At 72.1% G+C, this 13,020-nt stretch carries 12 protein-coding genes; 6 read left to right on the plus strand and 6 right to left on the minus strand.

Going from position 1 to position 13,020, the window contains the following annotated elements:
* The first annotated feature begins 12 nt into the window (after window positions 1-12).
* From ACFYL6_RS17725 to ACFYL6_RS17735, 3 genes are read left to right on the plus strand one after another with little or no spacing between them, the layout of a single operon-like run.
* The gene (locus ACFYL6_RS17725; protein ID WP_387172305.1) at window positions 13-495 is read left to right on the plus strand and encodes a MarR family winged helix-turn-helix transcriptional regulator; all 483 of its coding nucleotides are present in this window, start codon (window positions 13-15) and stop codon (window positions 493-495) included.
* A complete protein-coding gene (locus ACFYL6_RS17730) occupies window positions 489-2,222 on the plus strand; it encodes an ABC transporter ATP-binding protein (protein WP_387172306.1) in 1,734 nt (577 codons plus the stop codon). The genes ACFYL6_RS17725 and ACFYL6_RS17730 overlap by 7 nt, the downstream gene beginning before the upstream one ends.
* Window positions 2,219-4,324 carry an ABC transporter ATP-binding protein gene (locus tag ACFYL6_RS17735; RefSeq protein WP_387172307.1) on the plus strand — a complete coding sequence of 702 codons (2,106 nt, stop codon included), beginning with the start codon at window positions 2,219-2,221 and terminating at the stop codon, window positions 4,322-4,324. The genes ACFYL6_RS17730 and ACFYL6_RS17735 overlap by 4 nt, the downstream gene beginning before the upstream one ends.
* A gap of 39 nt (window positions 4,325-4,363) precedes the next feature.
* On the opposite strand, the gene thrS is transcribed toward ACFYL6_RS17735, so the two are convergent.
* A complete protein-coding gene (gene thrS, locus ACFYL6_RS17740) occupies window positions 4,364-5,581 on the minus strand; it encodes a threonine--tRNA ligase (protein ID WP_387172309.1) in 1,218 nt (405 codons plus the stop codon).
* A 509-nt stretch (window positions 5,582-6,090) separates the two neighbouring features.
* Here thrS and ACFYL6_RS17745 point away from each other — a divergent pair.
* Together ACFYL6_RS17745 and ACFYL6_RS17750 are read left to right on the plus strand one after the other, a co-directional pair.
* Window positions 6,091-6,711 carry a DedA family protein gene (locus tag ACFYL6_RS17745; protein ID WP_387172311.1) on the plus strand — a complete coding sequence of 207 codons (621 nt, stop codon included), beginning with the start codon at window positions 6,091-6,093 and terminating at the stop codon, window positions 6,709-6,711.
* Window positions 6,712-6,895: 184 nt separating this feature from the next.
* Entirely contained in the window at window positions 6,896-7,516 is a 621-nt protein-coding gene (locus ACFYL6_RS17750) for a DUF998 domain-containing protein (RefSeq protein WP_387172312.1), read from the plus strand.
* Here ACFYL6_RS17750 and ACFYL6_RS17755 read toward each other — a convergent pair.
* Window positions 7,494-8,897: an NAD(P)H-quinone dehydrogenase gene (locus tag ACFYL6_RS17755; RefSeq protein ID WP_387172314.1), complete on the minus strand. Its 1,404-nt coding sequence runs from the start codon at window positions 8,895-8,897 to the stop codon at window positions 7,494-7,496. The two genes, ACFYL6_RS17750 and ACFYL6_RS17755, sit on opposite strands and share 23 nt — an antisense overlap.
* 106 nt (window positions 8,898-9,003) lie before the next feature.
* Between ACFYL6_RS17755 and ACFYL6_RS17760 the strand changes: the two genes are divergently transcribed.
* Window positions 9,004-9,459 (plus strand): gamma-glutamylcyclotransferase, encoded by a 456-nt coding sequence (locus ACFYL6_RS17760; protein ID WP_112588201.1) that lies wholly within the window; start codon window positions 9,004-9,006, stop codon window positions 9,457-9,459.
* Window positions 9,460-9,534: 75 nt separating this feature from the next.
* Here the strand turns inward: ACFYL6_RS17760 and ACFYL6_RS17765 are convergent, their stop codons facing one another.
* The 4 genes from ACFYL6_RS17765 to ACFYL6_RS17780 form a co-directional block, all read right to left on the minus strand.
* The gene (locus ACFYL6_RS17765) at window positions 9,535-10,482 is read right to left on the minus strand and encodes a GNAT family N-acetyltransferase (RefSeq protein WP_387172316.1); all 948 of its coding nucleotides are present in this window, start codon (window positions 10,480-10,482) and stop codon (window positions 9,535-9,537) included.
* 82 nt (window positions 10,483-10,564) lie between these two features.
* Window positions 10,565-11,299 (minus strand): hypothetical protein, encoded by a 735-nt coding sequence (locus ACFYL6_RS17770; protein ID WP_387172318.1) that lies wholly within the window; start codon window positions 11,297-11,299, stop codon window positions 10,565-10,567.
* Window positions 11,300-11,403: 104 nt separating this feature from the next.
* Window positions 11,404-12,378 carry a hypothetical protein gene (locus ACFYL6_RS17775; RefSeq protein ID WP_387172319.1) on the minus strand — a complete coding sequence of 325 codons (975 nt, stop codon included), beginning with the start codon at window positions 12,376-12,378 and terminating at the stop codon, window positions 11,404-11,406.
* 4 nt (window positions 12,379-12,382) lie between these two features.
* On the minus strand, window positions 12,383-13,015 hold the full coding sequence (locus tag ACFYL6_RS17780; protein ID WP_387172321.1) for an MBL fold metallo-hydrolase: 633 nt from the start codon (window positions 13,013-13,015) through the stop codon (window positions 12,383-12,385).
* Window positions 13,016-13,020 lie beyond the last annotated feature (5 nt).

The raw sequence follows: 13,020 nt of genomic DNA on the forward strand, positions 1-13,020 counted from the left end.
AACCTACTTCTCGTGGAACTCGTGACCCTCCAGGACGTGCCGCTCGGCCGTCTCCTGGTGGTGGCCGGGCACCTGGTCGGGCAGCGGTGGAACCGCTACCTCGCCGAGGAGCACGGCCTCACCCAGGCCGGCATGATCACCCTGATGACGCTCGCCCGGCACGGCGAGCTGCCCCACCGGGCGGTCGCCGAGAGGGGGTTCGTCCGCCCGGCGACCCTGACCGGCATCGTCGACACGCTCGAGCGCGACGGTCTGGTCGAGCGGCAGCGTGACGACAACGACCGACGCAGCATCCGACTCGCCATCACCCCCGCCGGGCGGGAACGGGTGGCCGCGCTCGGCGCGCTCATGCACTCCGGACGGCCTCTCACCTCGGTCGACGCCGATCCGGCGAAGGCCCAGGTGATCCGGGAGTTCCTGCTTGAGGTCATCGGCAGCGGAGACGACCCGCGGATGACCGGACGCCCTACCGAAACGAAGGACCCGGCGTGCTGATCCGACTCCTGCGCGGCCAACTGCGCACCTATCAGAGACCGTTGCTGGCGGTCGTGCTGCTCCAGTTCGTGGGCACCATGGCCTCGCTCTACCTGCCCAGCCTCAACGCGGACATCATCGACCAGGGCGTGGCCCGGGGCGACACCGACTACATCGTGCGCACCGGCGGCTGGATGCTGTTGGTCAGCCTGATCCAGATCGTCTGTTCGATCGCCGCCGTCTACCTGGGCGCGCGGGTCGCGATGGGCTTCGGTCGCGACGTACGCGCCGAGCTGTTCGGGCACGTCAACCGCTTCTCCGCCCGCGAGGTGGCCCGGTTCGGGGCGCCGTCGCTGATCACCCGCAACACCAACGATGTGCAGCAGGTGCAGATGCTCGTGTTGATGAGCTGCACGATGCTGGTCGCCGCACCGATCATGAGTGTCGGCGGCGTGTTCATGGCGCTGCGCGAGGACGTCGGGCTCTCCTGGCTGATGCTGGTCAGCGTGCCGGTGCTGGCCATCGCGCTGGGCGCGATCATCCGTCGGATGGTGCCGGGCTTCCGGCTGATGCAGACCCGCATCGACACGGTCAACCGGGTGCTGCGGGAGCAGATCACCGGCATCCGGGTGGTCCGCGCGTTCGTCCGGGAGCCGTACGAGACGGACCGCTTCGGCGTCGCCAACGCCGACCTGACCGCCACCGCCCTGCGTACCGGTCGGTTGCTGGCGTTGATCTTCCCGGTGGTCATGCTGGTGCTGAACGTCTCCAGCGTGGCGGTGCTCTGGTTCGGCGCGCAGCGGGTGGACGCCGGCGCGATCCAGGTCGGCGCGCTCACCGCGTTCCTGCAGTACCTGATGCAGATCCTGATGGCGGTCATGATGGCCACCTTCATGCTGATGATGGTGCCGCGGGCGGCGGTCTGCGCCGAGCGGATCGTCGAGGTGATGGACACCGACTCCTCGGTGGTCCCGGCCGCCGCGCCGGTCACCGAGTTGCCCACCCGAGCCGAGCTGGAGTTGCGCGGGGTGCGCTTCCAGTACCCGGGGGCGGTGGAGCCGGTGCTGCGCGACATCTCCTTCCGGGCGACCCCGGGCACCACCACGGCGATCATCGGCAGCACCGGCGCGGGCAAGACGACGCTGCTGTCGCTGATCCCCCGCCTGGTGGACGTCACCGCCGGCGCGGTGCTGGTGGACGGGGTGGACGTGCGGGAGTTGGCGCCGGACGAGCTGTGGCGACGCATCGGCCTGGTGCCGCAGCGGCCGTACCTGTTCACCGGGACGGTTGCCAGCAACCTGCGCTACGGCAATCCGGACGCCACCGACGAGGAGCTGTGGACGGCGTTGGAGATCGCCCAGGCCCGGGACTTCGTGGCGCAGATGCCCGGCGGGCTGGACGCCCCGATCGCGCAGGGCGGCACCACCGTCTCCGGTGGGCAGCGGCAGCGCCTGGCCATCGCCCGGGCCCTGGTCCGGCAGCCGGAGATCTACCTCTTCGACGACTCGTTCTCCGCGCTCGACCTGGGCACCGACGCGCGGCTGCGAGCGGCACTGCGGCCGGTCACCGCGCAGTCTGCGGTGGTGATCGTGGCCCAGCGGGTCTCCACGATCATCGACGCCGATCAGATCATCGTCCTGGAAAACGGAGGGGTCGTCGGAGTGGGACGACATGCGGAGTTGTTGGACACCTGCCCGACGTACGCCGAGATCGTGGCCTCGCAGCAGACCACGGAGGTGGCGGCATGAGTGAGCGTGACGAGCCGCGCACCGCGGCCGTACCCAGTCAGAAGCCGGCCGCCGACGGACGGACGCCGGATGAGACCGCGCAGCAACCCGGCGGGGAAACCGCGCCGGAGACCGACGGTGGCGCGGCGACGCCGAAGCGGCTGCCGCCCGGCCGTCAGGGCGGTGGCCCGGGATGGATGAGCGCCGGGATGCCCGCCGAGAAGTCGATGAACTTCGGGCCGTCGGCCCGACGGCTACTCGGCCGGCTGCGCTCGCACCGACTGCACCTGGCCGCGATCATCACCCTCGCCGTGGTGAGTGTCGGGTTCAGCGTGGCCGGGCCGAAGATCCTCGGCCACGCCACCGACCTGATCTTCAGCGGGGTGATCGGGCGGCAACTGCCGGCCGGCACCACCGCCGAGCAGGCCGTCGCGGCGGCCCGGGCCAGCGGCAACGACAGCTTCGCCGACATGCTGGCCCGGATGGACGTGGTGCCCGGGGTGGGCATCGACTTCAGCGCCCTGAGTCGGGTGCTGCTGCTGGCGCTCGGGCTCTACCTGGCGGCGAGCCTGCTGTCCTGGTGGCAGGGCTGGCTGCTCAACGGCGTGGTCCAGCGCACCGTGCTGCGGCTGCGCGCCGAGGTGGAGGAGAAGCTCAACCGGCTGCCGCTGCCCTACTTCGACCGGCAGCCGCGCGGCGAGTTGCTCAGTCGGGTCACCAACGACATCGACAACATCTCCACCAGCCTTCAGCAGACCCTCAGCCAGCTGCTCACCTCACTGCTGACCGTCGTCGGCGTGCTGGCCGTGATGTTCTGGATCTCGCCGGTGCTGGCCCTGGTGGCGCTGGTCGCGGTGCCGTTGTCGGTGCTGGTCACCCAGCGCATCGCCAAGCGCTCGCAGAAGCAGTTCATCGCCCAGTGGACGCACACCGGCGAGTTGAACGGCCAGATCGAGGAGGCGTACACCGGTCATGAGCTGGTGAAGGTCTTCGGCCGACAGCGTGAGGTCGAGGCCGCCTTCCACGCGAAGAACGAGGAGTTGTTCCGAGCCAGCTTCGGGGCGCAGTTCATCTCCGGGATCATCATGCCGTCGATGATGTTCATCGGGAACCTGAGCTACGTGGCGATCGCCGTGGTGGGCGGGCTGCGGGTCGCCTCCGGCACGATGAGTCTCGGCGACGTGCAGGCGTTCATCCAGTACTCCCGCCAGTTCACCCAGCCGCTCACCCAACTCGCCTCGATGGCCAACCTGCTCCAGTCCGGGGTGGCGTCGGCCGAGCGGGTCTTCGCGGTGCTCGACGCGGACGAGCAGACCCCCGACCCGGTAGCGCCGGCCCGGGTCACCGACCCGCACGGTCGGGTCGAGTTCGAGCACGTCTCGTTCCGCTACGAGCCGGACAAGCCGCTGATCGACGACCTGTCGCTGGTCGCCGAGCCCGGTCACACCGTGGCCATCGTCGGCCCGACCGGGGCCGGCAAGACCACGCTGGTCAACCTGGTGATGCGGTTCTACGAGCTGGACGCCGGCCGGATCACGCTCGACGGGGTGGACATCACCACGATGCGCCGCGACGACCTGCGCGGCCGGATCGGCATGGTCCTCCAGGACACCTGGCTGTTCGGCGGCACCATCCGGGACAACATCGCCTACGGGCGGCCGGACGCGACCGAGGAGGAGATCCTCGCCGCGGCACAGGCCACCTTCGTGGACCGGTTCGTGCGCAGCCTGCCCGACGGCTACGACACGGTCATCGACGAGGAGGGCAGCAACGTCAGCGCCGGCGAGAAGCAGCTCATCACCATCGCACGGGCGTTCCTCGCCGAGCCGTCGCTGCTGATCCTGGACGAGGCCACCAGTTCGGTGGACACCCGCACCGAGGTGCTGTTGCAACGGGCGATGGCCGCGCTGCGCTCGGACCGGACCAGCTTCGTCATCGCGCACCGGCTCTCCACCATCCGCGACGCCGACCTGATCCTCATGATGGAGAACGGTCGGATCGTCGAGCAGGGCACCCACGAGCAGTTGCTCGCCGCCCAGGGCGCTTACCACCGGCTCTACCGCTCACAGTTCACCGGCGCGGTGGTCGACGAGGAACCGGCCGCCCAACCGGCGTCGGTCTGAGGTCGGGCGGCCGTGCGCGCGAGACGATCGGTGGGCGTGTCAGTCCGACGGCAGCAGGTCGGTCGCGCGGGCGGCGACCTGCCCGCCGATCAGGGCGAGCGCGGCGTCGGCGGGCATCGGGGCCAGGGCTCGGCCGCCGCGCGGGCGCAGCGCCACGTGCCCGTCGGCCACCTCCCGGGCACCCAACACCCCGAGGTACGGGACGCGGCGGCGGGCCGCGTCCCGGACCCGGGCGCCCAGCGAGCCGGCGACGTCGACCTCGACCCGCAGGCCGGCGTCGCCCGCCCGCCGGGCCAGGTCGGCCGCCGCGTCGACCTGGCCGTCGTCGACCGGCAGCAGCACCAACTGGACGGGCGCGTACCAGGCCGGGAACGCGCCCTCGTGCACCTCGATGAGGTACGCGAACAGCCGCTCCATGCTGCCGACCAGGCTGCGGTGCACCATCACCGGCCGACGCCGGCTGCCGTCCGAGTCGGTGTACGACAGGTCGAACCGTTCCGGCTTGTCGAAGTCCACCTGGATGGTGGAGATGGTCGACTCCCGGCCGGCGGCGTCGACGATCTGAATGTCGATCTTCGGGCCGTAGAAGGCGGCCTCCCCCGGCGCCTCGACGTACTCCACCCCGGCCAGCGCCTCCCGGAGCAGTTCCTCGGCGCGGGCCCACTGGGCGTCGTCGCCGACGTACTTCTCGCCCGGCCCGCGCAGCGACAGCCGGAACCCGGCCGGCCGGACGCCGAGCGCGGCGTGCGCTTCGCGGATCAGCCCGAGGATCTCGACGACCTCCGCGCCGACCTGCTCGGGGGCGCAGAAGGTGTGCGCGTCGTTGAGCGAGATGGCGCGGACCCGGGACAGCCCGCCGAGCACGCCGGAGCGCTCCGAGCGGTACATCCCGCCCAGCTCGGCGATCCGCAACGGCAACTCCCGGTAGGAACGGCCGCGCGCCCGGAAGACCAGCGCGTGGTGCGGGCAGAGCGCCGGCCGGAGCACGAACTCGTCGTCGGCGCTCAGCCGCATCGGCGGGAACATGTCGTCGGCGAAGTAGCCGAGATGGCCGGAGAGTTCGAAGAGTTCCCGCTTACCCAACGGCGGCGAGTAGACGTGCTGGTGGCCGGAGCGGCGCTCCAACTCCCGGACGTACTCCTCGACGGCGTGCCGGGCGGCGGCGCCGGCCGGCAGCCAGATCGGCAGGCCGGCGCCGGCCAGCGGATCGGAGACGAAGAGGTCCAGCTCGCGGCCGAGCCTACGGTGGTCGATCATGTCGGGCTCCTGGATCGGGTACGACCCGGAGGCGACCTGAGCTCCGAACGGCGCGCTGCCCTCGGGGGCGGATCGCCCCGGGGCCTGGTCGACGGTGGTTACGTCAGAGCGGCGCGCCGGGGACACCCGGCGTCGTGGTCATCACTACCGCGCTGCGCATACGGCGACCGTACCCGTGCGACGTTCGGGGACGCACCCGGATTTGCGGCGGAGGGGTGGGCCGCCGGCGCGGGACCCGCCGGCGGCCCTGGCGGCCGAATCGTCAGGAACGGGGGACCCGACGGGCGTGGCCGCGCCGACAACGGTACGCCGACGAAAGCCGTTCTGCCGCCCGCCTGGGACGGGTGGAACTACCGTGGAACCCGTCACCCGGCAGCGATCGGCCTCGTTGTAGCTGGGTTGGCCCAGTCGTGTCGACGGTCACGACGGGCCGGGGCCGTCCACCGTGACGCCGGACACGACGTCAGGCTCAAGACACCCAATCGGCCGCATCCGGCGAGGTGGCAGGCGTGCCCGAACTTCTGACTGACGTCGCGTCGCCGACGTGGGCGTACCTGGTGCTGCTCGCGCTGCTGATCGCGGACGCCTTCGTGCCGGTGATCCCCACCCAGATCGTCATGATCACCAGTGGTGCGCTCACCGTCTACGGCGGGCTCAGCCTGCCGGTCACCATCGCCGTCGGCGCGCTCGGCGTATTCGCCGGCGACCTGGCCTGCTACCTGCTCGGGCGCAGCGCACCGGACCGGCGGCCGCCCAAGCACGCCGAGCTGAGCCGGGCCCGCCGGGTGGCCAGCCGGGTCACCCAGGGGCTGCGACAACCCGGGCCGCTGGTCATCCTGCTCTGCCGATTCGTGCCGGGCGGCCGGATGGCGGCCTGCTTCTCGGCCGGACGCAGCCGCTACCCGTACCGGCTGTTCGTGCTCTACGAGGCCGTCGCGGCGCTGGGCTGGGCCACCTACGGTGCGCTGGTCGGGCACCTGGGCGGCACCGCACTGACCGAGTCGGCCTGGCGGCTGGCCATCATCGCCACCGCCGCGGCGGCCGGTTTCGCCGCGGCCGGATGGGCGATGACAGTGGTCAGCGCCCGCCACGCCCGCGCCGCCGCCGCCGTCGACGTCCCCATCGACTGAGTGCCGCCCCAACCTTCGCGATCTTGCACTTACTGTCCCGGCAATTGGGGCATGCCGCACATACGAACGACCGAAACTGCAAGATCGCGGCGGGTTGTCGGCAGGCCTCTAGGGGTGGTCCCGGGGGACGATTTCGGTGGCTGTCCCCGATTCGGCTGGGGTGTCCGCGGCGACAGGCTGAGGCATGCCTGTTACCCGGAGTACCGGCCTGCTGGCCCTGGGCGGGATCGCCCTGGCGGCGCTGCTCACCGTGATCGGCCACCTCGAAGTCAACGACGACCTCAACCCGTGGGCGTTGACCATCAGTGACTTCGCGGTCTCCGACCGGGGCGGCGTCATCGACGTCGCCATGGTGGTGCTCGCGCTCGCCACCGTGGCGCTGCTGTACGGCCTGCGCCGCGCCGGCCCACCCCGACCGCACTCCGGTCGAACGGCCGAACTGCTGCTCGGCGCATGGGTCGGTGGACTGCTGCTGGCCGCCGTGGTGCCGACCAACGAGCCGGGCACCGCCATGACCACCGCCGCCTACCTGCACCGGTACGCGTCGGTGATCGCCTTCCTGGCGTTGCCGGTCGGGGGCTGGCTGCTCGCCCGCCGACCCGACCTGACACCCGCCGCCCGGACGCTACGCGCCCTGGTCCTGCTCAGCCTCGTCCTGGCGGCGGCCATGATCTGGTCCGCCTACCCGGGTGACCGGATGCTCATCGGCCTGGCCGAACGCCTCCTCATCCTCACCGAGGTAGCCGTCCTGGCCACGGTGGCGATAATCCAGACCCGGCGGGCTACTCCAGCTCGTGCAGCATGAGCTGGCGGGCCGCCTCCGTGATCGAGCCGGACAGCGACGGGTAGATGGTGATGGTCTGGGCCAGCTCGTTGACGGTGAGGTTGTTCTCCACCGCCATGGTGATGGGCAGGATCAGCTCGCTGGCCTTCGGAGCGACCACCACACCGCCGATCACCTGACCGCTGGCCGGCCGGCAGAACAGCTTCACGAAACCGTCGGAGAGGTCGTCCATCTTGGCCCGGGCGTTGCCGGACAGCGGCAGCATCACCTGCCGGGCCGGCACCTTGCCCGCGTCCACCTCGTCCTGCGAGACGCCCACGGTGGCCAGCTCCGGGTCGGTGAAGACGTTCGCCGCGACAGTACGCAGCCGCAGCGGGCGCACCGCCTCGCCGAGCGCGTGCCACATGGCGATCCGGCCCTGCATGGCGGCGACGCTGGCCAGCAGCAGCACGCCCGTGCAGTCACCAGCGGCGTAGATGCCGGGCACGTTGGTCCGGGAAGCCCGGTCGACGGTCAGGTAGCCGCCCCGGCCCAGCTCCACCCCGTACTCGGTCAGGCCCAGGTTGGCCGTGTTGGGGATCGAACCGACGGTGATCAGCGCGTGCGAACCGGTCACCTTACGGCCGTCGGAGAGCTCCACCTCGACGCCGTCGGCGGTACGCCGTACCGAGTCCGCCCGGGAGTTGTTGAGAATCTCCATGCCCCGGTTGCGGAACACCCGCTCGATGGCGGAGGCGGCGTCGGCGTCCTCGTGCGGCATCACCCGGTCCCGGCTGGAGACCAGGGTGACCTCGACCCCCATCGCCAGGTACGCACTGGCGAACTCGGCGCCGGTCACGCCGGACCCGACCACGATCAGGTGCTTGGGCAGCTCCGGCAGGTCGTACACCTGTCGCCAGGTCAGGATGCGCTCGCCGTCCGGTACGGCGGTGGGCAACTGGCGGGGTGTCGAGCCGGTGGCCACCAGCACGGTGGACGCGTCGATCGAGTACTCCTCGCCGCCGTCGGCGGGGGTGACGACGACCCGGTGGGTGTGCCCGAGGGAGTCGTCGCCGAGCCGGGCGGTGCCGGCCACGAAGGTGACCCCCGCCTTCAGCAGCTTGGCGTGGATGTCGGCGGACTGCGCCAGGGCCAACCGCTTGACCCGCTCGTGCACCGCCCGGGCGTCGACGGTGACCGCCTCCAGGCCGTCGGAGTGCACCCCGAACTCCTCGGTGTCGCGGTAGCCGGTGACCACCTGCGAGCTGGCGATGAAGGTCTTCGACGGCACGCAGTCGGAGAGCACACAGGCGCCGCCGGCACCGTCGGCCTCCACCACGGTGACATCGGCGTCCAGCTGGGCGGCGACCAGTGCCGCCTCGTACCCGGCCGGCCCCCCACCGATGATCACGATCCGGCTCACAGCGTTCGCCCTTCGTCCATGCTCACAGTGACTTTCTTCTCCCGAGCGCATTCGACACGCACTGTCGTATTCTCCCCCACCCGTCGGCCGGGCTATCGTCATCGCCGTGCGTCATCACGCCGCCTACGGCTCAAATCTCGACCCCGCCCGGATGCGCGCCTACTGCCCGCATTCGCCGATGGTGGGCACCGGCTGGCTGGAGGGCTGGCGGCTGACCTTCGCCGGGGCCGACGTGATCGGCTGGGAGGGTGCGGTGAGCACCCTTGTCGAGTCTCCCGGTGACCGGGTCTTCGTGGCGCTCTACGACATCCACCCGTACGACGCGGGCCAACTCGACGAGATCGAGGGGGTGACCGCCGGCACGTACCGCAAGCTGCACGTCCGGGTCTCCACCCTCGACGGGGACGTGACCGCGTGGATCTACGTCTTCAACGGGTACGAGGGTGGCCTGCCGACCTCGTGGTACCTGTCGGAGATCGCCAACGCCGCCGAGAAGGCGGGCGCCCCGGACGACTACGTCACCGAGCTGCGGGCCCGCCCCACCGGCACCGCCTCGGCGTAGCAGCGCGTATCGCACCCCTCCAGTCTGCTACCGCTGTCGACCGGAGCGCCGGTCGGGCCGGACCGGGGTCGTCAATCACACACCGGCCGCCGGAACGGAACGTTCGTACATGTCGGTCCAGTGGGTCTCCCGCAGGCCCACCGACCGGTAGAGCGACAGCGGTGCGGTCGGGTTGGTGAGGTCGACGCCCAGGCCGACCGTCTGACGCCCCTTCTCGGCGTAGCGGGCGAAGGCGCGGCGCAGCAACGCCGCACCCACCCCCCTGCGCCGGTACGCGGACAGCACCGACAGACTCTTCACCCAGCCCGACTGCTGGTCGAGCGCCTGATCGGAGGACTGCAACGCGCCGACCGGCACCCCGTCCACCTCGGCGACGAACCACTCGTCCCAGGCGGTCAGGTCGCCGATCCGGGCCCGCCACCGCTCGTACGACAGCGGCTCGTGGTCCGGGGTGTCGCCGAAGGCGGTCTCGTAGATCCGGTGGAACTCCACCAGGTCGGTCTCGTCGTCCGGGCGGACCGGCCGCACCGTCACGGCCGCTGGCTCGGCCGGCTCGTCGGGCAGGTCGTCCAGCGGCCGGCTCATCCGGACGTACCGCTTGACGAGGGCGAACCCGAGCCCACGCAGGGCGTGTTCCCAGTCACGTTCCGGGGCGAAGACCGCGCAGCGGACGGTGAGCGACGGCAGCCCCCGTTCGGCAGCGCGCTCGGCGACCCGGTCCAGCAACGGCGCGCGAACGGCCGCGGCCCGTACCGGGTCGACGTAGACCTCCACGAACTCCCGGCCCACCCCGGTCGGGTTGTCCACCGTCGCCCAGCCGACCACTGTGTCGTCCGGGTCGATGGCCAGCCAGGAGTCCCGGGTCGGGTCGAAGTGGGGGGCGGTCAGCGACGCCGCGACATCCTCGGCGTCGAAGTCGGGATGGCCGATGGCGAAGGTGTCGGCGGCGTGCACCACCGCGAGGATCGCCGGCACGTCGTCGAGCGTGGGCCGGCGCGTTGTCCAACCAGCGGGAAGGGTCACGGCAGAACATCCTGGCAGCCGAGCTGCTCGGCCGCCGCCTATTTTCTAGGCGGCGGAAGGCTGGCCCTTTCTGGCGGGAGGCTCAGCCGAGGTCGGCCCGGGTGCGGTGCAGCAACTCCACCAACTCCGCGCCGTCGGCGGGACCGAGGGCCGTGAACGCCGGCGCGGCCAACCGGTTGGTCACCGCCTCCGCCCAGAGTCGGCGGCGCACCAGCGGCCCGATCGGCGGGTACGGCGGCGGCCAGCCGCAGGCCACCGCCCCGGCCTCGCCCTCCGGCCCGGCCAGCACCGCCTCCAGCGGGGTCATCCCGGCGGCGCGTACCGCCAGCAGGTAGGCGCCGGTGAAGTGTTCCCGGAGCAGCCGCAGCCCGGCGGCGCTACGGGCCCCGGGCGAGAGATCCGGAAGCGGCATGGCCCGCCACGCGGCGAAGAGCGGCATACCACTGGCCTCCGCCGCCACCACGGCCCGCTCGACGAGCGCCGACAGGCGCTCGGTGTCGGGCAGGGGGCCGAGCTGCTGCGCCCCCCACCGGCAGCATTCGGCGAGGCTCGCGGCGGCCACCTCGAACGGCGGGACGACCCGGGCGGCGGCGTCCCAACCGTCGGCGACCGCGTCCGGGGCGATGAACCCGAGGGCGGCGGCGGCCGTCTCGGCCCGCACATCGCCGAGCGCGCCGGCCCGGCCACTGATGTAGAAGGCCCAGCCGGAGATGCCGAGCAGGCGGGCCCGCCGCAACGTGGTCGGGTCCCGGCTGAAGGCGTCACCCAGGTCGAGCACGACGGGCTTGCTGGCGGCCGCGACCTGCTCCGGAGTCACCGCGGTGCCCCCGTCGGGCAACCCGACCCGCCGACCACGACCACGCCCCGACCCGGGGCCACCCGCCGTGTACGACCCGCACACTCGTCGTCGTCCATCGATGGTCAGTCTGCCGCGCCACCGCCCGCGTCCGCATTCCCCTCTTCGGCCGCGAGTGCCTCGACCGCCGCCTCGACCTCACCGGCGCGCCGCCGGGCCACGGTGACCGCCCGCTCGGCGGCACGCCGGGCGAGCTTGGCCCGGCTGAGATCCTGCTCGGCGACCGCGCGCCGCCGCTCCAGCTCGGCCAGCTCGGCCTCAAGACCATCGAGTACGGCCGCACCGTCGCGCTCCTGGCCGGTCGCCTCGGTCAGCTCGGCCTCGGCCCGCTCCTGGTCGGCCTGGGCCTTCGCCAGCTCCCGATCCAGGGCGCGGCGCTGCCGGGCCCGCTCGGCCCGGGCCGCCCGCTGTGCGGCCTGCTCGGCGCGCTCGGCCGCCCGGTCCGTGCGGGGCGTCGCCTCGGGACGGCCCCGCTGGGGGCCGGGGCGGCGGGCCGGGCGTTCCTCTTCGCGTTCCTCGTCGTCGCCAGTGACCAGCCGCAGTTGTGGCCGGGGCACCTCACCGAAGCCGGCGTAGCTGGCCGCCCGCAGCAGCCGGCCCGCCCGCACCTGCTCGGCGACCTCGACGTCGGAGAACGCCGCGTTCAGCGTCGCCTCCACCTCGGCCAGGGGCAGCCGGCTCGCCGGTGGCGCGTCCGGCTCGGCCGCGGCGAGCTTGCGGACCTCGACGACCAGGGCACCGACCACCGCCCGGCGCTGCGCGGACAGCTCCCGCAGTCGAGGCCCACGCAGCTCCCGCTGGGCGACCCGCAGGGCGTCGGCGAGCTGCACCAGATCGGCGACCAGCTCCGGACGTCGGATGGCGAGCAGGTTCACCAGCCAGGCGGCCACCGTCGGGCGACGCAGCCGAGCCAGTTGGCGGGCGGTGGTCGGGTCGCCGGCCCGGCGGGCCTCGGCCACGGCGGCGTCCCGGGCGGCCACGAACCGGTCCGGTGGTGTGCGGTAGAGCTGCTGCACCAGCTCCGCGGAGAGGCCGGGCATCGGGTCAGACGTCCACCCGGCTGCCGGGCTCCAGGCGCTGGTATTCGGTGCCGGACAGCGCGCTGTACTGCCGGTCGAGCACGCCCAGCCCCTTGTCGTTGAGCAAAGCGTCGTGCAGGGCGTACGCGCGCCGCGGCGCGACCGCGCGGATGAAGTCGACCACCTCGGAGAACTTCGACCACGGGGCGTGGATCGGCGCGAAGAGCGTGTCGACGGGTGTCTCGTCGGGCACCACCAGGGCGTCGCCCGGGTGGTAGACCACGTCGTTGATCAGGTATCCGAGGTTGTCGACCACCGGGATGTCGGGGTGGATCACGGCGTGCCGCCCCCCGTAGGCGCGCACCGCCACACCCGCGGCGGTGAACGACTCACCGACGCCGACCGGGCGCAGCACGTCGGCCGCGTCGCCCAGGGTTCCGGCGAGGGAGGCGGGCCCGTGGATCGGGAACGGCTGTCGGTCGAGCTGGAGGCGCACCGCCGCCAGGTCGAGGTGGTCGGGGTGTTCGTGGGTGATCAGCACCGCGTCCGCACCGTCCAGCGCCGCCTCGGCGTCGCTGAACACTCCGGGGTCGACGACGAGCACTCCCCCGTCGTGTTCCACCCGAAGGCAGGAGTGGGCGTACTTGGTGAGCCGCATCGTGA

The organism is Micromonospora sp. NPDC007208 (assembly GCF_042869175.1).
Taxonomy (GTDB): domain Bacteria; phylum Actinomycetota; class Actinomycetes; order Mycobacteriales; family Micromonosporaceae; genus Micromonospora; species Micromonospora foliorum.

Bases quoted from the DNA above. Each gene is read 5' to 3' on its own strand.
- ACFYL6_RS17735 (WP_387172307.1), top strand. From the start codon at position 2,219: ATGAGTGAGCGTGACGAGCCGCGCACCGCGGCCGTACCCAGTCAGAAG.
- thrS (WP_387172309.1), bottom strand. From the start codon at position 5,581: ATGATCGACCACCGTAGGCTCGGCCGCGAGCTGGACCTCTTCGTCTCC.
- ACFYL6_RS17750 (WP_387172312.1), top strand. From the start codon at position 6,896: ATGCCTGTTACCCGGAGTACCGGCCTGCTGGCCCTGGGCGGGATCGCC.
- ACFYL6_RS17775 (WP_387172319.1), bottom strand. From the start codon at position 12,378: ATGCCCGGCCTCTCCGCGGAGCTGGTGCAGCAGCTCTACCGCACACCA.
- ACFYL6_RS17780 (WP_387172321.1), bottom strand. From the start codon at position 13,015: ATGCGGCTCACCAAGTACGCCCACTCCTGCCTTCGGGTGGAACACGAC.